The organism is Agrobacterium tumefaciens (genome assembly GCA_025560025.1).
Classification (GTDB): domain Bacteria; phylum Pseudomonadota; class Alphaproteobacteria; order Rhizobiales; family Rhizobiaceae; genus Agrobacterium.
The window spans coordinates 200423-226445 of sequence record CP048486.1 but is presented as its reverse complement, the minus strand read 5'-3'; the positions used below and the strand labels follow the sequence as shown (position 1 = coordinate 226445).

Genomic DNA, 26023 nt, shown 5'->3' with positions numbered 1-26023 from the left:
GTCAGGAAATTGACCAAGCCTGCTCACAAGCTCAATGGACTTTCTGATCCGTAAATTGCACAATTCGACCACGATGCTGGGAGGCAGGTTCATATGCGGGTTGTGGCCAGTGAAGGGCTATATGGCGAAGAAGCGTTACAAGGCACTGATTTTCGCTTTCATTGCGAGACGCTTTTTTCGAGAAGCAGCCTGCATCGCTTCGAAATCGGTCTTCATCGTCATTTGGCGTTTCTGCAAATCTTGTACATTTGGGGCGGCGAGGGCGATGCGCTGCTGGACGGTCGCATCGAGGCCATCCGCCCGCCAGTGGCGATTGTCGTGCCGCCGGGCTTCGAACACGGCTTTCGGTTTTCGCGTGATATTGGCGGGGTGATCGTCACGGTGCTGCCCGGTGCCCTTCCCGCATCCGTGCAGGCGCTGCTGCTCAGGAATTTCCAGCAGCCGGTCCTGTTGCCATTGCAGGGCTTCACGGATGGCGATCGGCTGCGCAGCGGCTTCGAACATATTTCCGGGGAATATGAGGCTCGCGAAATCGGCCGCGACGCCATGATCGAAGGCCAGCTGGCCTCCGTTGTCACGCTTCTGGCGCGGGCGATGCGGCCCCTGATGGAAAGCTCTGGTGAAGGGCTTGCGGAGCGGCGCTTCGAATTATTGCTGTCGCTGATCGCCCGGCATATTCGCGAGCCGCGCAAGGCGGAATTTTATGCACAGAAGCTCGGCCTTTCCGAGACGCATCTCAACCGCCTCGTCCGTTCCGTTTGTGGCCTCAGCCTGCAACGGCTCGTTGCCAGGCGCCAGATCGAGATAGCGCAGCAGGAGCTTATCTTCACGGTCTCCACCGTGCAGATGATCGCGGAAGGGCTCGGTTTCGCCGATCCCGCTTATTTCAATCGCTTTTTCAAGCGGGAAACCGGCATGACGCCACGCGCCTGGCGGCTTGCGGAGCAGCGGAAAATGGGGGATTCCGGCATGCGGCAGATGCTGCCTCAGACGAGCATTCTTCCCAGCTCCCGCTGAACGGCGAGAAGTGCTGGCAGATAACGTTCCACCAGATCGTCCATCGAGGCGACGGAGGCGGCAAGCCCGACATTGAGCGCTGCGACCGTCTGTCCGCGCATGGTTTTCAGCGGCACGGCGATGGAACGGAGGCCAACCTCCACCTCCTGATCGATCAGGGCATAACCACGATTGCCGGTCGCCTCGATTTCGGCAAGCAGCGCATCCATGGCAATGATCGTCTTTTCCGTGCGCGCCACCAGCTTTGAGCTTTCAAGAATTTCCCGCTGCCGCTCCGGTGTTTGAACCGAGAGGAGAACGCGACCCATCGATGTGCAATAGGCGGGCAGCCGCGATCCCGGCATCAGGGCGATGGACATGACGCGCTGCTGGGCGGCGCGCGCCACATAGACGATTTCAGTCTCATCCAGAATGGAGACGGAGGTGCTTTGGCCGATCTCTTCCGACAGACGATCCAGAAGCGGCTGGACGATGCGGGGCAGCGGCATGGTGGCGAGGCAGCCGGTGCCGAGCCGCAGCACCTTTGGCGTGACGGTGAAGAACTTGCCGTCATAGGCGGCGTAACCCAGTTCTGAAAGCGTCAGCAGGCAACGCCGCGTGGTGGCGCGGTCAAGCCCTGCAATATCAGCCGCATCGGAAATGGAGAGGCGCGGACGCTCGGCGCTGAAGGCTTCGATCACCTTCAGTCCCTTGGCGAGGCCGCCCATCATGTCTCTTTCATTGACGGCCATGTCGCGGCTCCATTTGTGCGATATACGAACAAAAATCATATAGCGCACAAAATCCTTGCCGTCGAGCCGGTTTCGGATTTACCTCTGGGGCCACGCAGCCTTGGCGGTTCCATCCGCTCGGCTGGATGGAGGTTTGACATGGACAAGACAATCAACAGTGCGGCCGAGGCAATTTCAGGCATCGGCGACGGCGCGACTGTCATGATCGGCGGTTTTGGCGGCTCCGGCGCGCCCATCGAGCTGATCCACGCGCTGATCGACAAGGGACCGAAAAATCTGACGGTCATCAACAACAATGCGGGTAACGGCCGCATCGGCATTGCCGCCATGATCGATGCCGGCATGGTCAGGAAGATGATCTGCTCCTTCCCGCGCTCGTCAGACCCCCGCGCTTTTACCGACAGGTATCTGGCCGGTGAAATCGAGCTGGAACTGGTGCCGCAGGGCACGCTTGCCGAGCGCATCCGCGCCGGCGGCGCCGGCATTCCGGCGTTCTACACCCCGACCGCCTTCGGCACCGAGCTTGCCAATGGCAAGCCAATCGCCGAGTTCGACGGCCGCTCTTACGTGCAGGAACGCTGGTTGAAGGCGGATTTTGCCATTGTGAAGGCCGAGCTCGGCGATACCTATGGCAACCTCACCTACAACAAGGCGGGCCGCAATTTTAACCCGCTGATGTGCATGGCCGCGAAAACCACCATCGCCCAGGTCTCGAAGATCGTCGAAGCCGGCGAGATCGATCCGGAGCACGTCGTCACCCCCGGCATTTTCGTCAACGGCGTCGTGGAAATCCCCGATCCGCAACAAGAAGAAGTCCTCATTCGTGCGGGAGTAGCCTACGCATGACCCAGACAATCGACACCCGCGAAGACATCAAGCTTTCCAACGCCCAGATCGCCTGGCGCGCCGCGCAGGACATCGAGGACGGCGCTTACGTCAATCTCGGCATCGGCTTTCCCGAAATGGTGGCGCGTTACCAGCCGCCCGGCCGTCAGGCGATTTTTCATACCGAAAACGGCATCCTGAATTTCGGTGAGGCGCCGCCCGAGGGCGAGGAGGACTGGAACCTCATCAATGCCGGCAAGAAGGCGGTGACGCTGAAGCCGGGTGCCTCCTTCTTCCACCATGCCGACAGCTTCGCCATGGTGCGCGGCGGGCATCTGGATGTGGCTATCCTCGGCGCCTATCAGGTGGCGCAGAACGGCGATCTCGCCAATTGGCGCGTCGGCTCCAAGGGCGTGCCGGCCGTCGGCGGCGCCATGGATCTGGTGCATGGCGCCAAGCAGGTCTTCGTCATCACCGAACATGTGACCAAGAATGGCGAACCGAAGCTCGTCGAAAAATGCGCCTTTCCGCTGACCGGCGTCGGCTGCATTACCCGCATCTATACCAGCCATGCTGTCATCGACGTTGTGGATGGTCGCTTCGTGCTGCGCGAAAAACTGGCTGACATGAGCTTCGATGAATTGCAGGCCATGACCGGCGCGCCTTTGGCGGTCGATGGCGCGGTCGCCGATCTCGTCGCCCCGGAACTGTAAGGAAAATACCGATGACCGACGCATTCATCTGCGATTATATCCGCACGCCCATCGGCCGCTTCGGCGGCGCGCTTTCCTCCGTGCGGGCCGATGACCTCGGCGCGGTGCCGCTGAAGGCGCTTGTCGAGCGCAACCCCTCCGTCGATTGGGAAGCCGTCGAGGACGTGATATTCGGCTGCGCCAATCAGGCGGGCGAGGATAACCGCAATGTGTCGCGCATGTCGCTGCTGCTGGCCGGCCTGCCGGTCTCGGTAACCGGAACCACCATCAACCGGCTGTGCGGCTCGGGTATGGATGCCGTCATTGCCGCTGCCCGCGTCATCAAATCGGGCGAAGCGGAACTGATGATCGCCGGTGGCGTCGAAAGCATGAGCCGTGCGCCCTTCGTCCTGCCGAAGGCGGAAAGCGCCTTTTCGCGCAATGCCGAAATCTACGACACCACCATCGGCTGGCGTTTCGTCAACCCGCTGATGAAGGCGCAATATGGCGTCGATTCCATGCCGGAGACCGGTGATAACGTCGCCGTTGACTATCAGGTCTCCCGCGATGATCAGGACGCCTTTGCCGTTCGCAGCCAGAATAAGGCCGCTGAAGCGCAGGCCAATGGTCGCCTCGATAAGGAAATCGTCCCGGTAACGATCCCGCAGCGCAAGGGCGATCCGCTGGTGGTATCGAAAGACGAACATCCGCGCGCCACCAGCCTTGAAGCCCTTGCCAAACTGAAGCCGGTGAACAAACGCGACGGCGCAACCGTGACGGCGGGCAATGCATCCGGCGTTAACGATGGTGCTGCCGCGCTGATCATCGCTTCGGCTGAGGCCGCGAAGAAATACGGCCTGACGCCGATTGCCCGTATTCTTGGCGGCGCAACTGCCGGCGTTCCGCCACGTGTCATGGGCATCGGCCCGGCGCCGGCTTCGGCGCGGCTGCTGGCACGGCTGGGGCTGAAGCAGGAACAGCTCGACGTGATCGAACTGAATGAGGCTTTCGCAAGCCAGGGTCTTGCAACGCTCCGCCAGCTCGGCATTGCCGACGACGATGCGCGGGTGAACGCGAACGGCGGCGCCATCGCACTCGGCCATCCGCTTGGCATGTCCGGTGCACGCATAGCCGGCACGGCAGCGATGGAGCTTTCGCTGACGGGCAAGCGTTATGCGCTTTCGACCATGTGCATCGGCGTGGGGCAGGGCATCGCCGTGGCGCTGGAGCGGATCTGACCGGGCGCGGCATTCGGCAATCGTGATGGTCAGGATGCCGGTGCCGCCATGTCACAGGTGCCCCCGCAGGTGAACAGGCACTCAACGCAGGATTTTCTCGCATTGGGTCCATCCCACTCCCTCTTTCCTGTGCTTGTCACAGGAATCCAGCAGACGCGCGTCTGCGCGGTGAGAGGGGCCTTTTCAGCCCAAGGACTTGGGCTGGCTGGATCTCTGTGACAAGCACAGAGATGAGGGAGGCAACGGCATTCCAAAAAAAGCCGATCTCGCAAATGCTGCGCCCGCCTGACATTCACGTCCAAAGTCTCCCCTGACGAAATCCTCCGCATGCGTTGGATTCCATCATCATTCGTGACATGTTTTGCGAGATATGACAGGAATCTTTCCGCCTTCGAGGTGCGCGCATGAAACGTCCGACAATCACAGATGTCGCAAACGCCGCCGGTGTCAGCGTCGCAACCGTTGACCGGGTGCTGAACGGTCGCCTGCCGGTGCGGGAGGAAACCTCGCGGCGGGTGTTCGAGGCGGCGGAAAAGATCGGCTTTCATGCCACCAACATCATTCGCCAGCGTATGCTGGCCGATCTGCCATCCTACAATCTCGGCATCATTCTGCGGAAAGAACGGCACTCCTTTTACCAGACATTTGCCGATGAGCTTGAGCTTGCGGCGCGCAACGTCAGGGATCGACACCTCAACCTGCGCATCGAATTCGCACAGTCGGGTGAGCCGAGCGAGCTTGCCGCGCTTCTCACCGGCATGAAAGGCCGCGTCCATGCGGTTGCCGCCACCGGGCCTGATCATCATGATGTCACAGCCGCCGTCGAGGCTTTGAAGGCGAAGGGTATTCCCACATTCTCGCTGCTTTCCGATTTCGCGCAGGGCGTTCGGGAAGCCTATCTCGGTGCGAACAACATGAAAGTCGGGCGCACGGCAGCATGGATGATCTCGCGGCTGGCGCGCAGCAAAGGCAAGGTGCTTCTGCTGCTTGGCGGCCACCGTTTTCACGGCCATTCGCTGCGGGAAACCGGCTTTCGCAGCTATATGCGGGAATATGCGCCGGAGTTCGAGGTGATGGACGCGCTTATCACGCTGGAAACAAGGCGGCTTACCTATGAGCTTGTCATGGACACCATCGCCAAACACAGCGATCTCGTCGGCATCTATTGTGTCGGTGGCGGCATGGAAGGGGTGATCGAGGCCCTGCAGCAGGAAAACCGCCAGGAAACTATCGTCTGCCTCGTCAACGAATTGACGCCGGAATCCCGGCAGGCCTTGCTGGAACGGCGCATTACCGGCGTGTTCCAGACACCGCTTCGCGAATTATGCGCTGATCTCGTCGCCACCATGGTGCACACCATTGAGCACGGAATGGCGGAAACGCCGGGGCAAAGATTTGTACCCGCTCATCTGTGGGTTCCTGAGAGTCTTTGATGGTTTGATAGATTTCATCATAAATTCCGCGTCTCTTTCTATCAGCCATGATGTTTTCGACCGTGGAAGACGCGTTGACGCCAGCCACGGACTAGGACCATGTTGCCCGCATGTGGAGCGGGCAGGAGGCTGATCCAGGGCAATAACGATGTTTCAAGTTTGCTGCCCGCCGCAGATATCCATCTTCGGCGACGGGCATTCTTTTGCCGGCGATCGGCTGCGACGCGATGCGCGCTGACCGTGCGGCGGGTGTTTTCAAGTGTTTCGGAGGAGGACGATATGAAAAGACATTTTGCGATTGCGGCACTGGCTACCATGCTGGCAACCACGGCGTCGGCCCAGACCATCGGCGTTTCGATGGCCCTGTTCGACGACAATTTCCTGACCGTGCTGCGCAACGGCATGATCGACTATTCAAAGGGCATGAACGGCGTCTCGCTGCAGATCGAGGACGCGCAAAACGATGTCGGCAAGCAGTTGAGCCAGGTGCAGAACTTCGTCGCCGCCGGCGTTGACGCCATCATCGTCAATCCCGTCGATACGGATGCGACCGTGGCGCTTTCTCAGGCGGCGGCCAAGGCCGGCATTCCGCTGGTCTACGTCAATCGCCAGCCGGTCAATCTCGACAGTCTGCCGGACAAGCAGGCCTTTGTCGCATCCGATGAAAAACAGTCCGGAACATTGCAGACGCAGGAAGTCTGCCGGCTTTTGAAGGAAGCGGGCAAGACGGAAGCCAAGGCCGTGGTGATGATGGGCGAACTTTCCAATCAGGCGGCCCGCATGCGCACGCAGGATATCAAGGATGTCGTCGCCACGCCGGATTGCAGCTTCATCAAGCTTGTCGAGGAGCAATCCGCCAACTGGTCGCGCACGCAGGGCTCTGACCTGATGACCAATTGGCTTTCGGCCGGTGTCGAGTTCGATGCGGTGATTTCCAACAATGACGAGATGGCGATCGGCGCGATCCAGTCGCTGAAGGCGGCCGGCAGGCCGATGGATGGCGTCATCATTGCGGGTATCGACGCGACGCAGGATGCGCTTGCCGCCATGGCAGCGGGTGAGCTGGATGTCAGCGTGTTCCAGAATGCCGCCGGGCAAGGCAAGGGCGCGGTGGATGCGGCCCTTAAACTCGCCAAAGGCGAGACGATCGACAAGAAGGTTTTCGTGCCCTTCGAACTGGTCACGCCAGCCAACCTCAAAAACTACCAGGCGAAGAACTGAGCCTGCCTTATGACCGGCATGCCTTCCGCATGCCGGGCTTGAATCAAGGCCGACCATGAAAAACCGGCCAAAGGCCGCGGTCTCTTCTCCCGGACCGCGGCCTTGCACGACCTGCCTGCAACGACATCCCAACAGAGACCGACGACAAGGAAGCGTATATGCGCATCGCCCTCGACCCTTTCATGCACCGCCATCTCAGCCTCGAAGCCCTTCCGGCCAAAGTGAAGGAACTCGGCTACGACTGGATCGAACTCAGCCCCCGCGCGGATTTCCTCGAATGGTTCAAGGCGCCGCGCGTCTTTCCCGAGCGGATCAGGTCTTTCAAGAAGGCGCTGAAAGATGCTGATGTCGGCATCGCCTCGCTGCTGCCGATGTATCGCTGGGCCTCCAATGACGAGACCGAGCGGCAGGCGGCGGTGAAACACTGGAAACGCGCCATCGAGATCGCCGTCGAACTGGAGGTCGATACGATGAACTCCGAATTCGGCCGTGGCCCGCATCCCGACAAGGGGTCATGTTATTGCTGCCACACCGGATCGATGATCGAGGCCTGCGAGGATGCCTGGTGGCGCTCGATGGAAGAGCTGGTGCCGATCTTCGAGCGCGAAAATATCAACCTGCATGTCGAGCCGCACCCGGAGGACTGGTGCGAGACGCTGCAGCCGGCACTGGACATCATCCGCACGGTCAATTCTAAGAACGTCAAATTCCTCTATTGCGCGCCGCATACCTTCTATTTCGGCGACGACACCAGGGCGATGCTGCGCGAAGCCAAGGATGTGTTGGCGCATGTGCATGTGGGCGATACCTTTAACCACAAGGCCAGTTCCGGGCTTCGCTACATTCTCAATCCACCCGGCACACAGGCACGGGTACACCAGCATCTCAATATCGGCCAGGGCGAAGTGCCATGGGACGACTTCTTCGGCACGCTCGCCGAAATCGGTTTCGACGGCATCGTGACCTCCTGCGTTTTCGCCTGGGAGGACAGGGCTGATGAATCGGGCGAGTTCATGTGCGCTGAAATCAACAATTACATCGAAAAATACCGCAAGTGAGGTTTTGAAAATGACTGTGAGAATTGGGGTTATCGGCACCGGCGCCATCGGCCGCGACCATGCCCGACGCATCAACAAGGTCCTTGGCGGCGCGAAGGTCGTGGCGCTGAGCGACGTCAACCGCACCTCGGCAGAAGCGGTGCGCAATGACATCGCCCCGGATGCGGAAATCTTCGCCACCGGCGAGGAACTGATCGCGTCACCTGATGTGGATGCGGTGCTCGTCACCTCCTGGGGTGCGACTCATGAGCAATATGTGCTGGCGTCAATCGCCGCCGGCAAACCGTGCTTTTGCGAAAAGCCGCTGGCAACAACGGCGGATGGGGCAAAACGCATCGTCGACGCGGAAGTGGCGCATGGCAGGCGGTTGGTTCAGGTGGGCTTCATGCGCCGCTACGATGCCGGTTATGTCGCGCTGAAACAGGCCGTCGATAGCAGGATCGGCGCGCCGATCATGGTGCACGCCGCTCATCGTAATCCAACCGTTCCGGAGCAATATGTCACCCCGATGGCGATCCATGACACGATGATCCATGAGATCGACGTGTTGCGCTGGCTGCTTGACGATGACTATGTTTCGGCGCGTGTTCTCTTTCCCCGTTCGGCGGCCAGAAGCCACGCGCGGCTGAAGGACCCGCAGATCGTCATTCTGGAGACGACGAAGGGCACGATCATCGATGTCGAAATCTTCGTCAATTGCCATTATGGCTATGATATCCAGTGCCAGGTGGTGGGCGAGGACGGCATTGCCAGCCTGCCGGAGCCGATGTCGGTGCAGACTCGCCTCGGCGCCAAGCTGCAGAACGATATCCTCACCGACTGGAAAGACCGCTTCATCGCCAGCTACGATGTGGAATTGCAGGACTTCATCCATGCGGCGGCAAAGGGTACGGCCTCGGGACCGAATTCCTGGGACGGCTACGTGGCCGCCATCACCTCCGACGCCTGCGTGGCCGCGCAGGAAACAGAGGGGGCAGCCGTTGAAATCAAGCTTCCCACCCGTCCCGCCCTTTATCAGTGAGGTCTTTCATGCGTTTTGCCATCAACCACATCACCGCCCCGAAGCTTTCTCTTGAGGCGTTCTTCGCGACAGCCCGCGAACTCGGCCTGACCGAAGTCGAAATCCGCAACGACCTGCCCGACATCGTCGGCACGGTGGAGCCGGCGGCCGTGAAGGCGGCGGCCGAAAAGGCGGGCGTCACGATCATCTCGATCAATGCGCTTTATCCCTTCAACGTCTGGTCGGGCGACCTGCCTGCGCGGGCCGTTGCCATGGCCGATTATGCGGCGGCAAGCGGCGCGAAAGCGCTGGTCATGTGCCCGCTTAACGACGGTACGCCGGTGTCCTTTGACGATCTCGTCACGGCGCTGAAGGCCATGACGCCGATCCTTAAGGAACGCGGCCTGATCGGTTTCGTCGAGCCGCTCGGTTTCCCGGTCTCTTCGCTGCGCACAAAGGCCGAGGCCATCAGGGCCATCGATGCGGCCGGTGGCGGCGATGTCTACAGGCTGGTGCACGATACCTTCCACCACCATCTAGCAGGCGAGACGGTGTTCTTCCCCGAACGCACCGGCCTCGTGCATATTTCCGGCGTGACCGATCCTGCCATCTCCGTAGCCGACATGCTCGACGCCCACCGCGTTCTGGTGGATGGCGGCGACCGGCTGGAGAATATCGCCCAGATCAGGACACTAGAGGCGGCCGGTTACAAGGGACCTTACAGCTTCGAACCCTTCGCGACGGAAGTACACGAACTGAAGGATCCGGCTGCTGCCGTAAAGAGCAGCATCAACCATATCTCCCAGGCGCTCTGACCGCCTCGCCGCCCGTGGTTCGCTGCGGGCGGCGTTTCTTGCGGGGGATTAAAAACCGAGAGAAATCAATTCCGCATTTACGGATGATGCTGTAGTCTTCCGGCGACGAGAGAGCAGCAAACAGGCACGGGTATTCTTCAGATCGACTGCGTGAGGCAGGCTTTCTGCCCGCACCGTCCGAAGTAGAGTGGTTGAATTTCCCTTATATGAAAATAGACAGGAAAACGACGCTTAAGGACGTGGCGCGGGAGGCGAATGTTTCGTTGAGCACGGCTTCGCACGCCATCAACGGCACCGCACCCCTGACCACGCAGGTTCGCGAGCGGGTGCTGGAGGCGGCACGCGCACTTGGTTATCTCGAAAGCCGGCGACAGAAGGCGACGATCGCGACTTTGCGTGTCGTGCTTCTGGCCATGACCAATGACGCTGCTCCGCAGAGCGATCTCAACATGGTCAGCTGGACCATGCTGAACGGCTTCAGGCGCGAATGCGAGCGGCGCGGCATTCGCATTGTTCCCTATGTCAGCACAACGAGCCGGCTCGACCCGGTTGCGGTGGTGGCGGCGGCGGATGCCGACAATGTCGATGGTATCGTGATCCTGAACGATGACAGGCCGCAACTGGTCGAGGCGCTGTCTGCGCTCGCGCGGCCGGTGGTGCTGATCAATGGCGAGGATCCCGCCATGATCGTCGATACGGTGACCGCCGAGAACCGGTTTGGCGCGCGGCTCGGTATCGAGCATCTGCTGTCGCTCGGGCATCGCAATATTCTGCACATCACCTGGAAAGGGCGCACGACGATCCGCCGTCGTTATGACGGTTATAGCGACGCGTATCTCGCGGCGGGTCTCACTGTTCCCGCCGATATGGTTATCGAGGTGGAGAGCTATGAGCCGGAATGGGGCGAGGCGGCCATCCGCCGCCTGCTGGCCGAACAGCGACCGCTCAGAAACGCCACGGCGATCTTCTGCGCCGCCGACAATCTGGCGCTCGGTTGCCTGAAGGCCCTGACGGAGGCCGGAATCCGGGTGCCGGACGATGTTTCGGTCTTGGGATTTGACGATATCATGCCGGCGGCCTTCAGTGCGCCGCCGCTCAGCACCATCCAGCTGCCCGCCGACAGGCTGGGCGGTGCGGCGCTCGCGCTGCTGGAGCAGCGGCTTGTGGCTGCTGATCCGACGCGTCCGGCGCACCGGCTGGAACTCGGCTGTCGGCTGGTGTTAAGGGGCAGCATCGCGCCGCCGCCGAAGTAAGGTGTTTGAGTGTCGTCTTGTGTTGACCGCTGAACAAACTCCAGACGATTAATTCTCCCGTCATTCCGGCCTTGAGCCGGAATCCAGCCAGCCCAAGTCCTTGGGCTGAAAAGAGTCCTTTCGCCGCGCAGACGCGCGGCGGCTGGATCCCGGCTCAAGGCCGGGATGACGGGTGGAGGGGCTGCAACATTCCAATCGTGACGGCCTGCTGTCTCACCGCAACGCTCGTACTCTCCTTATTTCATCCCCGTGCCCGCAATGCCTGTCGTGATGTAACGCTGCAGGAACAGGAACACGACGGTGACAGGTGCCAGGCTGAGGAAGGTCATGGCGAGGATATAGTGCCATTGCACCGAGAACTCGCCCTGGAAGGCGTTCAGCCCCACCTGCAGCGTGAAGTTTTCACGGCTGCTGAGAACGATCAGCGGCCAGAGGAAGTCGTTCCAGCGCCAGAGCACCGAGAAGATGGCGAGAACCGCGAGCGCCGGCGCCGTCAGCGGCAGGATGATGCGCCAGAAGATACGGAATTCGCTTGCCGCATCGACGCGGGCCGCCTCGATCAGTTCGTCCGGGATGGTCAGCATATATTGCCGGAGCAGGAACACGCCGGTCGGCGTCGCGACCGTCGGGATGATGACGCCCCAGAGATTGTCGACGAGGCCGACGCCGACAATGACCAGATAGGCAGGCACCATGACGACGGTGAGCGGTATCATCAGGGTGGAGATGATCAGCACGAAGATCGCCTTCTCGCCGCGGAAGCGGTATTTCGAGAGGGCAAAGGCCGCCATGGCATTGACGATCAGCGTCAGGATGGTCGCCACGAAAGTGACGAAGACCGAGTTCTTGAGGAAGGTCAGGAAGCTGAAGCGGGTCAGCGGATCGGTGAAGTTCTCCGTCGCGATGGTCAGTTTCTGGACGGGCGTTATTTCCCGCGTATCGACGCTGACCGGTGGGCCGGGATTGGCCGGGTCAACCATCTGGGCTTTAAGGCCGATGCGGCGGACCATGGCCATTTCCCGCTCCATGCCGTCGATGGGGGCTTTCCACAGGCTGAGTGGCTTGTCGTAACCCTGCACTTCCACCTGCACGGCGGCGCGCGGCAGGAGGCTCGGCGGAAACCGGGTGATTTCGGCTTCCGGTTTCAGCGATGACATGGCGGCCCAGACGACCGGGATGAGGACGGCGAGCGTGCCGCCGATGAGCCAGACCCATGACAGGATATCGGTGAGGCCGATCCGGCCGGGGCGGCGGGTGCGCGTGAGGAACGCGACGGCGTTGGACATGGTCAGGACTCCATCTTTTTGCCAAGGCGCAACTGCACGAGCGTCAGCGCGAGAAGCACAAGGCCCATCAGAACCGATGCGGCGGATGCAAGGCCGAACAGCCTCAGATCGCTGCCGAAGGCCATCTGGTAGATATATTGCACCACGAATGTATTGGCCGTGCCCGGCCCGCCGCCATTGGTCAGAACCCAAGCTTCGTCAAAGATTTGCACCGAGCGGATCATAAGCAGGATGAGCACGACGAGCAGGTTGGGCCCAAGCAGCGGCAGGGTGATGCGCAGCAGGGTGCGCCGGGGCGAGGCGGCGTCGATGGCGGCGGCTTCATAGAGGTCCTTCGGGATGGCCTGAAGGCCGGCGAGCAGGATCAGCGTATAAAAGCCCATGTGGAACCAGACCGAGACCACCACGACGAAGAAACGCGACCAGCCGACGTCCAGCAGGAAGATTTCCGGCGGCACGCCGAGCATCTGGAAAAAGGCGTTCAGCAGGCCGTTGCGGTCGAGGAACCATTTCCAGATGAGGCCGATGACGACCGGCGATAGCAGGACCGGGTAAAAGAACATGGCGCGGAAGAAACCGCGCGCGGCAATCGCCCGGTTGAGGATGAGGGCGGTGATGAGCGCGACCAGCAGCGTGGCGATGACGTTGAAGCCCACGAACCACAAAGTGTTCCAGATCGCCGTCCAGAACAGCGATTCCCGGCAGCTTCCGGGGTCCATGTAGCTCTGGCAATCCAGCAGCTTGCCGAAGTTTTCCAGCCCGACGAAGGGGCGGTCGGTGATGAGAAGTTCGGTGCCGCCGGTGAAGGCGTAACCGACGGCAATGGCAATCGGCAGGAAGGTGAAGATGCCGAAGAGAACGAGGTTCGGCATCAGGAAAATATAGGGCATACGCCTTTTGCCGATCAGCCGCTCGATGAAGTTGAGCGGCACTTCGGCAATCGCCATCACGGCATCGAGCGCACGGTCGGACAGTCTCGCAAGCGTCGGATTGGCCATGCTAACCTCTCCCTTCGCTGTCCAGGCGCGGCAGCGCCAGTTCGGTGGCGGGATCGAAGACATGCACCTTTTCCCGTGCCGGCATGATCTTCAGCACCGAGCCGGAAGCGGGGGCGAAATGGCCCGCCTGATGCACAATGATCTGTTCTTTCTCTCCCTGGAGATTGCCGTAGAGATAGGTCTCTGTGCCGAGGCTTTCATGATACTGCACCTCGAAGGGCAATCCTCGATCCGCGATGGTGAAATGCGAGGGGCGGATGCCCGCGAGAACCGCCTGTCCGGGGCTGACGGCTGCCGGATCGACGAGGCAGGGCAGGGACACACCGTAGCCGGCGTCGATGGCGATGCCGCCGTCGCTGCCCTTGGTGATGGTGCCCTTCAGCATGTTCATGCGCGGCGAGCCGAGGAAACCGGCGACGAAGAGATTGCGCGGATTGTCGAAAAGCTCGAGCGGGCTGCCCACTTGCTCGATGCGCCCGGCGCGCAGCACCACGATCTTGTCGGCCATGGTCATGGCTTCCACCTGATCGTGGGTGACATAGATCATCGTCGTCTTGATATCGCGGTGCAGGCGGGTGATTTCGGCGCGTGTCTGCACGCGCAGCGCCGCGTCGAGGTTCGATAGCGGCTCATCGAACAGGAAAATATCCGGCTCGCGCACGATGGCGCGGCCGATGGCGACGCGCTGGCGCTGGCCGCCGGAAAGCTGTTTCGGCTTTCGGTCGAGATAGGGCTCGATGGCCAGCATGCGCGCCGCCTCGTTGATGCGGCTTTCGATTTCCGCCCGCTTGAAGCGCAGGTTTTCCAGGCCGAAGGCAAGGTTCTTGCGCACGCTCATATGCGGATAAAGCGCATAGGACTGGAAGACCATGGCGATCTTGCGCTCGGCCGGAGACAGCGCGCTGACATCGCGCCCGCCGATGCCGATGGTGCCGGAGGTGACATCCTCAAGGCCGGCGATGATACGCAGCAGTGTCGATTTTCCGCAGCCCGACGGGCCGACGAAAACGACGAACTCGCCGTTTTCGATCTGAAGATCGATATCATGCAGCACATGAACGGCACCGAATGCCTTGTTGAGATTTTCCAGTTTCAGACTTCCCATCACCTGCTCCCTTCGCACAAGTTCGTCGTCGCGACGATCTCTTGGCTGTTCCAGCCCTCGGGCAAGGGCGTCGTTCTTTTAATGGCGACATCGCGTGCCGCAAATCCTTCCACGCCGGCAAGATAGACCGCCGGCATTCCGCCGGGATAATCCTCCATTCCGACGATCCTGCCTTCGGCATCCCGCGTCCACGCATTGGCACGGCCGGCCGCGTCGGGACTTGGCGCGATATCCGCATTGGTCGGGCGCAGATCATATTGCAGGCCGGTTCCGAGCTTGCCGGGCCGCTGCGACAGCGTGATGCGCTCCAGCCGGACATTGTGGATACCGGCCTTCGATGTGGCGACGAGGTTGATCGCGCCTTCCATCGAACCGCTCAAGTCTTCAACGACCAGATTGTCGACGCTGCCGGCCTGACGCTCGGGGCGGCGGTCGACGACTGTGACGGTCACAGCCTCGCCGGAGCCCCAGAAGCCGCCCGGCGTTTCGTGGCACTCGGCCTCGATCCGTGAAAAGCGGATATTGCGCATGGCACCGCCATCACGGGAAAACAGGCCGACGCCGCGATTGGACTTGACGATCTTGCAATCCTCGAACACCACATTGGTGAAATCGCCGAAGGATTCCGTGCCGAGCTTCAGGGCGCAGCTGACGCTGGAAACGGTGCAGCGGCGAACTGTGATGTCATCGCAGACACCCACCGCTTTGCCGTCCGGCCCGGCGCTGGTCTTCAGGCAGATGCCGTCATCGGCGGTCGAGATGAAGCAATCCTCGATCAGCGCGCGCCGGCAGGCATCCAGCACGATGCCATCCGTATTGGGCAGGCGGCGATCGTTTTCGATGCGCAGATTGCGGAAATGAAGGTCTTCGCAATCGACCATATGCAGCGTCCACATCGGCGAGCCACTGATGGAGAGGTTTTCAAGGCGCACCTTGCGGCAGCACTCCAGCACCATTACACGCGGTCGCCTTGCGGCCGGGATATAGGTTCCCATGGCCTCGTCATCACCTGTGATGAAGTTCTCGCCGCCGGCCTCAATGCGGCCGGGGCCGGTGACGGCGATATCACTCGCCCCCTTGGCGATGATCATGCCACGGTTGGACTCTTCGGCGATCACCGAAACCGTTGTATGGGCATAGGCCTCATAGTCGGAGGCAGGCGCAAGCACCGCGTCTTCCGCAAGATGCAGTTCCACGCCGCTCTTAAGCTTGAGGCCGCCAGTGACATGGCGACCGCCCAGAAGCGACACGCGACCGCCGCCGGCTGCCGAGACCGTATCGATTGCCCGCTGGATGTCGGCCGTGGCGTCATGGCCGCCGGCCTCGATGCTGATGTGAGGCTGCGCGCTCATGATACCTGCGGCCTTTTCAGAAAAACGTCGATCAAAAGCAGCATGGTCAGCGCCTGCCCGTAGGGCGTGGGTAGATTGGGAATGCGGCGGTAGAAGTCGAGATCGTGGCCCATCGGCGTGCCGTCGGAGACACCGTGGACGACGCCTTCATCGTCGATATTGCCAAGCACCGCCTTCAGCGCTCGCTCCGCATGCGGGCGATTTTCTTCGCCGAGAATGCCGGCCTCGATGCCGCGCAGAATGCCATAGGCGATGCCGGCCGTGGCTGATGTTTCCACCGGCGAGGTCGGGTCATCGAGCAGCGTGTGGAACATGCCGTCCTCGCGCTGATATTGGCGCAGCGACCGCACCTGGCTTGCCAGCACATTGGCGAGGAAACGCCTGTCCTTTTCGCCAAGCGTCGGCACCAGTTCGAAGAGTTCGGGAATGGCGACGGTGATCCAGGAATTGCCGCGTGCCCAGAAGGCGTCAGCGAAATTATGGCGTCCGTTGAAGGTCCAGCCGTGATACCAGAGCCCGGTGACGGGGTCCGAGAGATAACGCGTATGGATCATGAACTGGTAGACCGCCTCGTCGATCCAGTCCTGACGTTTGCAGACAACGCCGGCGCGGGCGAGGAACAGACATGCCATGAACAGCGTGTCGTCCCAGAGTTCGCCCTCATTCAGCCGCTCCTTGACGACATGCTGAAAGCCGCCATCTTCGGTTTTCGGCAATTGATGCACCAACCAGTCGGCCCAGTCTTCCACCAGCGCCCGGAAATCCGGTCGGTCGACATGTTCGGTGAGGATGACAAGCGGCAGCATCGGAGCGGAACTGTTGATCTGGCGTGGCGGCAGGCCACGTTCGATCTGCCAGCCATACCATGTCACGAGGTCGTCCAATGCCTTCCGGTCGTTGGCGGCGAGCGCCCGGCGCAGGAAACCGTAAAGGCCCACACCCACTTCCCAGTCCCATTCATCGAACTGGATCTTGCCATCGGAACTGCCGCTGACCAGACCTTCCTGAATGCCCTTGAGGCGGCTGAAGGCGGCGGCGACATTGTCGATCGTCGTCCTGAGAGTGTCTTTTTCCATGCTTGGCTGGTTCATCTGTCAATTCCGCTTAGGAGTAGAATGGTTGTGCCGCGCCGCCCGATGCGGGGTCGGCACTGTCGAAGGTGATTTCCGGCTGGGGCTGGTCGTGGTCGAAGGCCATGGCCTGCCCGCCAATGGTGAATGCGCCGTCCCAGGTCAGGGTAAGCTCCGGGCTGCCCGGCGGCGTGACCGAGAGCAGCCGGCTTTCGGCATCGAAGGTGATCCGCGTGGTGAGGATTTTTTCCCGAAAACGGGCAAACTCCGCGACATCCCCGCAGCCGATGATGCCGACCCAGCCGGCGCGGCGGCCGGGCGATCTGATCTCGCGATTGGCGGTGGCGCCGGCGGCGATGGGCTGAAGCCCGTTGGTCGCATAAAGCGCGGCAAAGCCGCGGCCCGCGCGGGTGATGAGCCAGTTGCCCTCCACCAGCACCTCGTCCAGCCCGTCGCGGCCGAGATAGGCATGGGTCCAGTCGTTGCGGTGATCCTGCGTATCGAAGATCAGCATCGCCAGATCGCGATGTTGCGCCACGCGCGGCAGGATGCCGCTTCCCGCCCAATAGGAGGGGCGTTGGGTGCCCCACGGATCGTCTTCGCCCGGATGATTGACCCAGAGCCGCGCCATCGGGTGGCCGGCAAGCTTGATGTCCATGACGTGCTGCTGGTGGCCCTTGCGGCCGGTCTTGTGATCGACAACGGTGGAAAGCTGGGCGGCCTCGTTCTTGAAGAGCACGAGCTTGCCGGGCTCCAGCCCCTGCGCATACCGCGCCTCGACCATGCGGCCACTTGTCAACTGTGAAAGGGCGGCAAGGTGCACCGGCGGCAGGTAATCGCCGCAGCAGAACATCGGTAGCGAGGCGACACCGTTGTTCAGCCAGCCCTGACCGAAGGCGACCTGCGCAAAAGGCGCCAGTTCCGTCAGCGGCCCGGCGCGCAGCTCCTTGTCATAGGCCCTGCCCTGGGAGCCGGAGGGAACGCCGCCGAGCGTGTGCAATGCGATCATTTCGAAGATGAGATCAATCTGATAGCGCGCGCGGGCGGCAAGTTCCTGCCCCGCCCAATGTTCGATGGCGAGAAGGCCGATGAAATCCACCGGGTAATAGGCGGCCGAATTCCATTCGGCGAGACCATGCGCCTCGACGCTGTCGAACCAGCGCTCCAGCCGCTCAGTGGCCAGCGCCGCCTGTTCTCTGCCGTTGCGGCCGGAGGCGGTGAAGACGGCATCCGGCAGATACTCGCCGGCTAATAACTGGCTGGTGTGGAAGCAGAGAACATGGTTCTCGCTCCAGAACCACATGACGTCATTGCCCGGTTCGTCCACCCAGTAGCGATAGCCGAGGATCGAGGTATCGATCCGCGCCCGCATCTCTGCCGGCAGGCGGTCGCCATAGGCGCGCACCAGCCACAGAAGCGGGATCATGACGAAGTCGGAGCAGTCTTCCCGCCGATCGATGGAATGCAGCGTTGCGTCAACGATGCCGCCGATCGTCTCGATGTCATCGCTGCCGGTGGCGGCCATCGCCAGCGCGCGGCCGATGCGCCAGGCGCCGAAGCGGGCGCTGAAGGAGAGGGCGGCCTTTTTCCGCTCGTTGATATCGGCATTGGAGGCTTCCGGCGCGATGTCATGCATGAAAGCGGCGTCGATGACGCGGGTTACCGTTCCCGCTCCCGAACCAATGGTGATTTTGACACCGTGATACCCATCCGAAATGCCTGTCGTTTCGGGTATCGTCAGCGAGGATTGCCCGGCCTTCAGCACGGTATCCACTTCCGCGAGCGCAGCGCGCTCATGGCCATGGCTTTTGACCGCGATGTGCACCGGCAGGTCGTTCGCAGGTGCGGCCCCGAAGACCAGTTCGAGGGCCGTGCCGGAAAACACGTCCCGCGCCGGGCGAACATCGCGCACCAGCGCGGCGAGACGCTTCGTCTCCTCCCGGTCGAGCGGCACGGGCAGCACGACGGTCAGCGGCACGGCGTCGACGACCTCAAGTTCGAAGAACCAGATGATGTCGCGTTCCGCCAGATCCTCGCAGAGCAGCAGCACCTCGTTGTCGCCGGCCGCGAGATCGAGCGTGATGTCACGGCTGCTTTCGACATTGCGGATGAAAGGTTCGAAACGGACCTGTTCGACCCCGCCCACCCAGATGCGGACGCCGCCGCAGGTGCGCAGCCGAAAATGCGCCTGTCTTGCCGCATCGCTGCGGAAGGTGCCCTTCAGCCAGCGCTGCACATGAGTGGGAACATGCCAGAAACCGGTGAATTCGACGCGGCGGTTGGAGCCCGGCAGGTTGAGGTGCGAAACCGTAAAGCCAGTCTCGGGCGCGATATCGCGGCCGATCATGGTCTGCTGGAAGGCCTTGCGGCAGGGCAGGTCGCCCACATCGACGAAACCGTTGATGAAGCGATAGTTCACGCGGTCTTCGGCGGGGGCTGCGGTGCCGGGAAACGACGTCTCCACCGGATCGGAGACGATCCAGGCGGTCACCGTTTCGCCGTTTGCGACGGTATATGTCGGCTGCGACGCGTTCGCCGCAAATGGTCCATCCGTCATAATGGGTCGCCTCCCTTCGATCTTTATGAAATTATTTTCACAATTCGATTTTCGCTTTTTCGCGTCGATTTGTGTGATTTACCCAAAACAAACAGCTTGACGTTTATTCTGTCAAGTCGCAAAACAGGATAAATCGAATTAAGCAGAGGAGCTTTTGTTCGATTTGTGAAAATATTTTCATTGGGAGGATGAGCATGATGAAATTGTTTTCGGGCGTCAGCGCCCTTGTAATTGCCTCCGTCGCCGGTCTTGCAGCCGCGCAGGCCGAGACCCGCACGATCACTTTCCTTTTTACGGATGACGACCAGGGTTACGTGCAGCGCATGGCCGACCTCAGCAAGGAGTTCGAAGCGGCCAATCCCGGCGTGAAGATCAACTTCGTGTCTTCGGGTTATGACGCCGTTTCCAAGCAGCTGCCGGTGCAGCTGGCGGTGGGCGAAGGTCCTGACATCGCCAAGATCACCGACTGGCAGCTTGCCCCCTATTATCTCGACATGCGCCCCTACATGAAAGACGCGGAAGCCTTCGCGAAGCTGCATGGTTCCAGCCTCAACCAGCTTCGCCTGCCGAATGTCAGCGATCCGCAGTCGATCAACGGTTACATGGCGTCGCAGACGCTCAACCTGCCCTTCGTCAACAAGACGCTGTTCGAGCAGGCGGGTGAACCCTTGCCCGGCCCGACCGCGAAATTCAGCGAGATCGTCGAGGCTTCCGCCCGTGTCGCCAAGGCGACCGGCGTGCAGATTCCCTTCACCATGGACCGTTCCGGCCACCGCTTCTCCGGCGGCGCCTTTGCTTATGGCGCGACCTATGTGAAGGACGGCAAGTTCAGCTTCCCGGACGATGCGGCGAAGAAATACATCGCCGATATCTATTCATGGACGCAGAATGGCAGCTTCCCCAAGGAAATGTGGGGTGCCGCCGGCGGTTCGCAGTACAAGAACATGGGTGACGAGTTCGTCAACGGCAATGTCGTGACCTATCTGGCCGGCAACTGGATGGTCAATCCGTTCCAGAACAAGATCGGCGACGCCTTCGAATGGACCGCAATCAACGCACCTTGCGGCGATGCCGGATGCTACGCCATGCCCGGCGGCACCGCCATTGTCGGCTTCAAGCGCACCAAATACCCTGAAGATGTGGCTCACTTCGTCGAATTCCTCGGCTCCGAAAAGGTGCAGCGGGAGATCGCCGAGAACTATGTCGTCCTGACGGGTGCCGAGATCGTCGATCCGCAATACAAGCTGAAGAGCGAAGACGCCAAGGCGGCGATGAAGGTGTTCCTCGACAACAAGAAGAACGTGCCGCAGGCCGCCCGCGATTTCGAACGCGCCAAGGGCGGCAGCGCCATGTATCAGCAGATCGTGCAGCGCATGAGCCAGCTCATCGTCGGCGAGTTGACGCTCGACCAGACCTACAAGGTTCTGGAGGATGACGTCGCCAAGATCAACGAGGCTGTCGCGGTCAAGAAATAAGGGTCTGACCGTCCGCCTCCGGCGGAATGATGAAGCTCTCGAACGATATGCCCGGAGTGGTGCTCCGGGCATATCGCGCCGTTTCTTTCCGAAGGCGGCGCATTTTCGCTGGAGGAATTGCCGCAGGGAGCCATTCCCGGCGGTCCATCGAAAAACTGAAATACGCTCTGTTTAAACCTGACGATGAGGCGCGCGGAACGCCGCGCCGCCTATTTTCGTCACGCGTCTCTCGCTGAAAATCATAGGATTCGTCATGGCCAGACTGAAGATGTCGTCTTTCTTTTCCGCACGCTCGAGCCTGCTCGCCTCCGTCGCATTGCTGATTCTGGTTCCGGGCGCGCAGGCCTTCGATCGCACCGGGCCGGCAGGGCAGGGTTATGCCATCACGGTGCCGGAACCGGCGGCAACATACCCGCTGCCGCTTGCCGACAATTATCGCAACCAGACCGGCAAGAATGAGAAGGGCGAGGCAGTTCGCGCCTATGATGATCGGGACAACCCGATCATTGAAATCCTCTCCGGTTTCAACCGCATCTGGACGCTTGGCGATGAAAAATGGGCGGATGGCGGTGCCAATGGCGATGGTCCGGCGGATTTCAGCCATGTGAAGATCGTCGATCCCGCCGTCTGGCAGGAGAACATGCGCTACGTGCTGTCCGTCACCGGCGAGAACCGCAGCCGCACTGCTGCTTTCGAAGCCTATATGAATGATCGCCGTTCGCAGGGTTACAGCGTCATCGACGGCATGGGGCCGCTCGCCGACTGGTATCGCAAAGGGGCGGGCGCGACGACGACGATCAATCATACGCTCGCTGATTTCGACCCGAACGAGGTCATCGCCCGCAAGGAAGACGACAAGGGCACCGAGGCGGGTGCAGCCGATAGCGAACTGAAGGATTTCGTCGCCTTCATGAAGGTGATCCGCGGCCCGGAGGGCACGACGTCGCCGGCGAAATATTTCTATTCCACACCACGGCCCTGGCGCATGAACGACAAAGGCGAGGTGATCGAGACCGGCAAGGAAACGATTGGCGACCGCAGCTTCGAAAGCCATGAAAGCGATCCGGGCATCATCGTGCCGGCGCTGAAATATGCGCGGGAAAATCGCGGGCGCGGCAAGGATGGCGGTTTCCCGAGCGGGCATACCAATGCCGCCTATCTGGCCGCCATCGCCTATGCCTATGCCGTGCCGGAGCGCTTTTCCGAATTGCTGACGGCTGCTTCCGAACTCGGCGAAAGCCGCATCGTCGCCGGCATGCATTCACCGCTCGACGTGATCGGCGGCCGCATCACCGCAACCGCCATGGCCGCCGCCATGTTGCAGGACCCGAAAAATGCCGAGGTTAAGAAGGCCGCGCACGCGGCCTTGCAGGCCTATTTCGCCAAACGCTTGCCACAGGGCCAGTCGCTCATCGATTTCGCCCATGGCGCAAAGCCGGATGTTGACCGGTTTGCCGATGCGGCGAAGAACGGATCGGATTATCGCAGGCGCATGTCCTTTTCCTTCAGCCGCGACAAAGCCGTGGGTGATGCGCCGATGATGGTGCCGAAAGGGGCCGAGGTTCTGCTGGAAACGCGCCTGCCTTATCTTGATGCCGCAGAGCGGCGCGCCGTTCTGTTCTCCACCGGTATCGAGGCGGGTTATCCGCTGCTTGATGACAGCAATGGCTGGGGGCGGATCAATCTGGTGGCCGCGGCCGGTGGTTACGGTGCGTTCGATGGCGATGTCGAAGTCACGATGGATGCCGCCGCCGGCGGCTTCAACGCGGCAGACCGCTGGACGAACGATATTGCCGGGGCAGGGCGTCTCGTCAAATCCGGTAGCGGAGCGCTGACGCTCAGCGGTAATAACAGCTATGGTGGCGGCACAATTTTAAGGGATGGTGCGCTGATAGTCTCGTCTGCCGATGCGCTTGGAACCGGCGGTGTGCTGGTCAGCGGCGGCACGCTTTCGCTCAAGGCAGGCAAGGATGTCGCCATCGGCGGTGATTATTCGCAGTCTGGTGGCATACTGGCGCTGGATCCGCAAAAGGCTGCTCTGCGCGTTAAAGGGAATGTGGTGCTGGACGGCGCGACGCTGAAGCTCGCTTTCGATGGTGGCGTGCCGGCTGCCGGCACGCGCCTCGATGTGATCGCTGCCAATGGTCTGACCGGGACATTCGCCACGATCGATGCGGGCAATGTGAAAGTACGGGCGGTCTATACCGGCTCGGCACTGTCCGTCGTGGTCGAATAGGCCATGATGCGATGATAGAGGCTGCCGCAACCCTGCGGTTACGGCGGCCCCAAAAGATTTGCAGGAAACCGCAGGATAATGACCCTACAGGAAGTACCGGACCCTCAGTGGCAATAGCGCGGCGCCGATGGCGGACGGATCGCCGACGGTTTCGCTGAGAACCAGCTTCGCCTCCTTCGGGCCGACGCCGTAACGGTGTTCGCGCTGGGAAGGCATATGCGTGCGTTCGATCATCATCTGGCCGAGGGCGCGTGGCAATTGTCCGCCGAAGACGATGGCCTGCGGATCGAGGACCGCGATCAGGCTTGCCACCAGCCGGTCCACCTGCGGCATGGTTTCGGTCAGCCATTCCTCGACGCCCGGCCATGCGGGGTCGAACTGTTGATAGAGCGGTTCGATCGAATGGATGTCGACGCCGTTTTTCTGCAACGTCGTGATCAGGTATTGCAGGGCGGGCCGTTTGGGCGATTCATCCGGGCTGTATATGCCGCTGAATTCGCCGGCATTGCCATGAAAGCCGTGAAACGGCTGGCCGCCGAGGATCAATCCGCCACCGAAACCGTAGTTAAACGACAGATAGGCGAAGGTTTGACACCACGAGCCGACACCACGGAGGCTTTCGCCAATCGCGCCCGTGGTGGCGTTGTTCTCCAGCCAGACCGGCAGGTGGAACCGTTTCTCAAGGATCGGCTTCAGGTCCATCAGCGACCAGTCGCGCAGGGGCTCCGGCGCATTGAAGGCGCGGTCCTCAGACACGAAGAAGCCGGACATGGAAAAACCGAGGCCAAGCAGGCGCTCGCGCGGGATGCCGTGCTCCGCCAGTAGCCGTTCGAGCGCCAGTGACAATGCAGCAAGCGTCATCTCCCGGTCTTCCGGAAGCATCTTCAGTTTTTCCTCAACAATCACGTCGCAGCGAAAATCGGCGATGCAGATCACCACGGAGTCGGTGTTGATGGAAATGCCGAGCGAATAGGCTGCCTCCGGCACCAGCTCGATGGTGGGGCTCGGCTGGCCGCGCGTACCTTTTAGCGGTGCGCCGGTCTGCAGCAGTCCGCGCTCCAGCAGGCCTTCGATCAGCCGGTGCACGGATTGCTGGGTCAGGTTGGTATGGCCCGTGATCGACGCCCGGGCGATGGGGCCATGGCGGCGCACGATATCCAGAATGAGACGCTCATTCTCGCTGGCGAGCGGCTGGCGGTCGAAGGTGTGCTGCGGCGTCTGATCTGTTGTCATGGCCTTGGATAACGGCTGTGCGAAGTGGCGGCAACATGGGGCATTCGTTTGCGACAGCATTTTTCACTGGACTGTCACAAATATTACACTTAGAGTGTATTAATAAGGGGCCGGTCAACAACGGGTCCTCAGGAGGAACCATTCAATGCGCATGAAATTTCTTGCGATCGCCGCGCTTGCGCTGGCGACGACGGCAGCGCCGTGCCTTTCGGCTGACAGCAACATGAAAAACCTCGACTTCGATCTGTCGAAGGTCACGCGCGACAATTTCTACGACATCGTCGTTCCCGCCGCCAAAGCCGAGGGCGCGGTGACGATGTATAATTTCGCCGGCAGTTTTGCCGATACGTGGAAGGAGCTGATCAGCCGTTTCGAAGCCAAATATGGCATTAAGGTTGCCTATAGCGACGTGAAGGGCGATCAGGCGAACCAGCAGCTGATCGCGGTACAGGCGGCAGGGCAGGATTCGCCGGTCGATGCTTATTTCGCCGGCGGAGGCAGCTATCCGCTTCTCTCCTCCAAGGGCGTTGTCGGCAATATTGCGCTGACGAAAATCCTGCCGAACATGGCGAATTACAATCCGGAAATGGCCGAGACCGTTTTCGGCAAGCCGCATGGCGGCAGCTTCCCGCTAGTGCATCTCAACCAGACCGCAATCGGTTATGACTCTGCCTTCGTGAAGGCCGAGGATGTGCCAAAGAGCTTCGAAGACCTTCTCGTCTGGGCCGAAAAGAACCCCAAGCGGCTTGGCGTCACCCTGCCGGCCAAGGGTGGTTCGGGCGGCGGATTCATCTATTCGGTGGCGCTCAATTATCTCACCGGCGACTGCCGCAAGCAGCTGACCGATTATAACCAGACGCTGCAGCAGGCCGAAGACTGGGCTATGGAATCCGAGTGCCTCGATCCGGTCTGGGACTATTACCGCCGTCTTCTGGCCGTGGCAGAACTGACCAATGGTAATGCCGATACGCTCAACCTCATCAACAACCAGCAGCTTCACATGGGCACGGTCTGGGAAGATCAGGTCATGAGCTTCCTCGGCACCAAGCAATTGCCTGACAGTTTCCGCGTCACGCTTCTGGAAAAGGGCCAGGTCGGCTCTGGGGACGCCATGTTTGTGCCGGCCAATGCCAAGAATGTCGCTTCGGCGCTGCTGCTGATCGACATGGCGATGAGCAAGGAATTCCAGCTCTGGAAGCTGGAAAACAAGGCCTCCCGCTCTCCGCGCACGGATGTCACCAATGATCTGATGCCGACGGCCGTGCAGGTGCATGTCCTGCCGCAGAGCGTCTATCCGCGCCTGTCGCTGCCGGCTTTCTGGGACATGTCGACGGCGCTTGCCGAAGCGCTCGATGAAAAAGTCCTCAACCAGTAACGCCGTTGGGATTGCCGGATCGTGTGCCGCAAGTGGCTGCACGGTCCGGATAG

Annotated in this window: 21 protein-coding genes; 13 read left to right on the top strand and 8 right to left on the bottom strand. The window is 61.1% G+C overall.

The window, feature by feature from the left end:
* The first annotated feature begins 93 nt into the window (after nt 1–93).
* Nucleotides 94–1017, top strand: a complete 924-nt coding sequence (locus FY152_15030; protein UXS33488.1) for a helix-turn-helix domain-containing protein — start codon at nt 94–96, stop codon at nt 1015–1017.
* Here FY152_15030 and FY152_15025 read toward each other — a convergent pair.
* The gene (locus FY152_15025; protein UXS33487.1) at nt 987–1748 is read right to left on the bottom strand and encodes an IclR family transcriptional regulator; all 762 of its coding nucleotides are present in this window, start codon (nt 1746–1748) and stop codon (nt 987–989) included. The genes FY152_15030 and FY152_15025 overlap by 31 nt on opposite strands.
* 138 nt (nt 1749–1886) lie before the next feature.
* Here FY152_15025 and FY152_15020 point away from each other — a divergent pair, with 138 nt between their 5' ends.
* From FY152_15020 to FY152_14980, 9 genes are all read left to right on the top strand, one after another.
* Entirely contained in the window at nt 1887–2594 is a 708-nt protein-coding gene (locus FY152_15020; GenBank protein UXS33486.1) for a 3-oxoacid CoA-transferase subunit A, read from the top strand.
* Nucleotides 2591–3286 carry a CoA transferase subunit B gene (locus FY152_15015; GenBank protein ID UXS33485.1) on the top strand — a complete coding sequence of 232 codons (696 nt, stop codon included), beginning with the start codon at nt 2591–2593 and terminating at the stop codon, nt 3284–3286. Before FY152_15020 ends, FY152_15015 begins: the two co-directional genes overlap by 4 nt.
* Before the next feature lie 11 nt (nt 3287–3297).
* Entirely contained in the window at nt 3298–4503 is a 1206-nt protein-coding gene (gene pcaF / locus FY152_15010) for a 3-oxoadipyl-CoA thiolase (GenBank protein UXS33484.1), read from the top strand.
* A gap of 404 nt (nt 4504–4907) precedes the next feature.
* Nucleotides 4908–5936 (top strand): LacI family transcriptional regulator, encoded by a 1029-nt coding sequence (locus tag FY152_15005; protein ID UXS33483.1) that lies wholly within the window; start codon nt 4908–4910, stop codon nt 5934–5936.
* A 279-nt stretch (nt 5937–6215) separates the two neighbouring features.
* A complete protein-coding gene (locus FY152_15000) occupies nt 6216–7157 on the top strand; it encodes a sugar ABC transporter substrate-binding protein (protein UXS33482.1) in 942 nt (313 codons plus the stop codon).
* A gap of 158 nt (nt 7158–7315) precedes the next feature.
* Complete coding sequence (locus tag FY152_14995; GenBank protein UXS33481.1) at nt 7316–8215, top strand: sugar phosphate isomerase/epimerase; 900 nt, start codon at nt 7316–7318, stop codon at nt 8213–8215.
* Between the two features lie 10 nt (nt 8216–8225).
* Nucleotides 8226–9236 (top strand): Gfo/Idh/MocA family oxidoreductase, encoded by a 1011-nt coding sequence (locus FY152_14990; GenBank protein ID UXS33480.1) that lies wholly within the window; start codon nt 8226–8228, stop codon nt 9234–9236.
* 8 nt (nt 9237–9244) lie between these two features.
* Entirely contained in the window at nt 9245–10030 is a 786-nt protein-coding gene (locus FY152_14985) for a TIM barrel protein (GenBank protein ID UXS33479.1), read from the top strand.
* Nucleotides 10031–10221: 191 nt separating this feature from the next.
* Nucleotides 10222–11283: a LacI family transcriptional regulator gene (locus FY152_14980; protein UXS33478.1), complete on the top strand. Its 1062-nt coding sequence runs from the start codon at nt 10222–10224 to the stop codon at nt 11281–11283.
* A gap of 236 nt (nt 11284–11519) precedes the next feature.
* Here FY152_14980 and FY152_14975 read toward each other — a convergent pair whose 3' ends face one another.
* Genes FY152_14975 through FY152_14950 form a run of 6 tightly spaced genes read right to left on the bottom strand, consistent with a single transcriptional unit; the run spans nt 11520 to nt 19651 of the window.
* The gene (locus FY152_14975; protein UXS33477.1) at nt 11520–12569 is read right to left on the bottom strand and encodes a carbohydrate ABC transporter permease; all 1050 of its coding nucleotides are present in this window, start codon (nt 12567–12569) and stop codon (nt 11520–11522) included.
* Between the two features lie 2 nt (nt 12570–12571).
* Complete coding sequence (locus FY152_14970; GenBank protein UXS33476.1) at nt 12572–13567, bottom strand: sugar ABC transporter permease; 996 nt, start codon at nt 13565–13567, stop codon at nt 12572–12574.
* Nucleotide 13568: 1 nt separating this feature from the next.
* Nucleotides 13569–14672, bottom strand: a complete 1104-nt coding sequence (gene ugpC / locus FY152_14965; GenBank protein UXS33475.1) for a sn-glycerol-3-phosphate ABC transporter ATP-binding protein UgpC — start codon at nt 14670–14672, stop codon at nt 13569–13571.
* On the bottom strand, nt 14672–16024 hold the full coding sequence (locus FY152_14960) for a glycoside hydrolase family 28 protein (protein ID UXS33474.1): 1353 nt from the start codon (nt 16022–16024) through the stop codon (nt 14672–14674). The genes ugpC and FY152_14960 overlap by 1 nt, the downstream gene beginning before the upstream one ends.
* A complete protein-coding gene (locus tag FY152_14955; protein ID UXS33473.1) occupies nt 16021–17115 on the bottom strand; it encodes a glycoside hydrolase family 105 protein in 1095 nt (364 codons plus the stop codon). The genes FY152_14960 and FY152_14955 overlap by 4 nt, the downstream gene beginning before the upstream one ends.
* A 13-nt stretch (nt 17116–17128) precedes the next feature.
* Nucleotides 17129–19651: a hypothetical protein gene (locus FY152_14950; protein ID UXS33472.1), complete on the bottom strand. Its 2523-nt coding sequence runs from the start codon at nt 19649–19651 to the stop codon at nt 17129–17131.
* Between the two features lie 194 nt (nt 19652–19845).
* Between FY152_14950 and FY152_14945 the strand changes: the two genes are divergently transcribed.
* Nucleotides 19846–21126, top strand: a complete 1281-nt coding sequence (locus FY152_14945) for a carbohydrate ABC transporter substrate-binding protein (GenBank protein UXS33471.1) — start codon at nt 19846–19848, stop codon at nt 21124–21126.
* 253 nt (nt 21127–21379) lie between these two features.
* On the top strand, nt 21380–23362 hold the full coding sequence (locus tag FY152_14940) for a phosphatase PAP2 family protein (protein ID UXS33470.1): 1983 nt from the start codon (nt 21380–21382) through the stop codon (nt 23360–23362).
* Nucleotides 23363–23446: 84 nt separating this feature from the next.
* Here FY152_14940 and FY152_14935 read toward each other — a convergent pair whose 3' ends face one another.
* On the bottom strand, nt 23447–24595 hold the full coding sequence (locus tag FY152_14935; protein UXS33469.1) for an ROK family protein: 1149 nt from the start codon (nt 24593–24595) through the stop codon (nt 23447–23449).
* A 145-nt stretch (nt 24596–24740) separates the two neighbouring features.
* Between FY152_14935 and FY152_14930 the strand changes: the two genes are divergently transcribed.
* A complete protein-coding gene (locus tag FY152_14930; GenBank protein ID UXS33468.1) occupies nt 24741–25970 on the top strand; it encodes an extracellular solute-binding protein in 1230 nt (409 codons plus the stop codon).
* The last annotated feature ends 53 nt before the right edge of the window (nt 25971–26023 follow it).

Bases quoted from the DNA above. Each gene is read 5' to 3' on its own strand.
- FY152_15000 (UXS33482.1), top strand. From the start codon at position 6,216: ATGAAAAGACATTTTGCGATTGCGGCACTGGCTACCATGCTGGCAACC.
- FY152_15015 (UXS33485.1), top strand. From the start codon at position 2,591: ATGACCCAGACAATCGACACCCGCGAAGACATCAAGCTTTCCAACGCC.
- FY152_14970 (UXS33476.1), bottom strand. From the start codon at position 13,567: ATGGCCAATCCGACGCTTGCGAGACTGTCCGACCGTGCGCTCGATGCC.
- FY152_14960 (UXS33474.1), bottom strand. From the start codon at position 16,024: ATGAGCGCGCAGCCTCACATCAGCATCGAGGCCGGCGGCCATGACGCC.
- pcaF (UXS33484.1), top strand. From the start codon at position 3,298: ATGACCGACGCATTCATCTGCGATTATATCCGCACGCCCATCGGCCGC.
- ugpC (UXS33475.1), bottom strand. From the start codon at position 14,672: ATGGGAAGTCTGAAACTGGAAAATCTCAACAAGGCATTCGGTGCCGTT.
- FY152_15025 (UXS33487.1), bottom strand. From the start codon at position 1,748: ATGGCCGTCAATGAAAGAGACATGATGGGCGGCCTCGCCAAGGGACTG.
- FY152_14975 (UXS33477.1), bottom strand. From the start codon at position 12,569: ATGTCCAACGCCGTCGCGTTCCTCACGCGCACCCGCCGCCCCGGCCGG.
- FY152_15020 (UXS33486.1), top strand. From the start codon at position 1,887: ATGGACAAGACAATCAACAGTGCGGCCGAGGCAATTTCAGGCATCGGC.
- FY152_14935 (UXS33469.1), bottom strand. From the start codon at position 24,595: ATGACAACAGATCAGACGCCGCAGCACACCTTCGACCGCCAGCCGCTC.
- FY152_14985 (UXS33479.1), top strand. From the start codon at position 9,245: ATGCGTTTTGCCATCAACCACATCACCGCCCCGAAGCTTTCTCTTGAG.
- FY152_14950 (UXS33472.1), bottom strand. From the start codon at position 19,651: ATGACGGATGGACCATTTGCGGCGAACGCGTCGCAGCCGACATATACC.
- FY152_15030 (UXS33488.1), top strand. From the start codon at position 94: ATGCGGGTTGTGGCCAGTGAAGGGCTATATGGCGAAGAAGCGTTACAA.
- FY152_14990 (UXS33480.1), top strand. From the start codon at position 8,226: ATGACTGTGAGAATTGGGGTTATCGGCACCGGCGCCATCGGCCGCGAC.
- FY152_14940 (UXS33470.1), top strand. From the start codon at position 21,380: ATGGCCAGACTGAAGATGTCGTCTTTCTTTTCCGCACGCTCGAGCCTG.
- FY152_15005 (UXS33483.1), top strand. From the start codon at position 4,908: ATGAAACGTCCGACAATCACAGATGTCGCAAACGCCGCCGGTGTCAGC.
- FY152_14955 (UXS33473.1), bottom strand. From the start codon at position 17,115: ATGAACCAGCCAAGCATGGAAAAAGACACTCTCAGGACGACGATCGAC.
- FY152_14930 (UXS33468.1), top strand. From the start codon at position 24,741: ATGCGCATGAAATTTCTTGCGATCGCCGCGCTTGCGCTGGCGACGACG.
- FY152_14945 (UXS33471.1), top strand. From the start codon at position 19,846: ATGATGAAATTGTTTTCGGGCGTCAGCGCCCTTGTAATTGCCTCCGTC.
- FY152_14995 (UXS33481.1), top strand. From the start codon at position 7,316: ATGCGCATCGCCCTCGACCCTTTCATGCACCGCCATCTCAGCCTCGAA.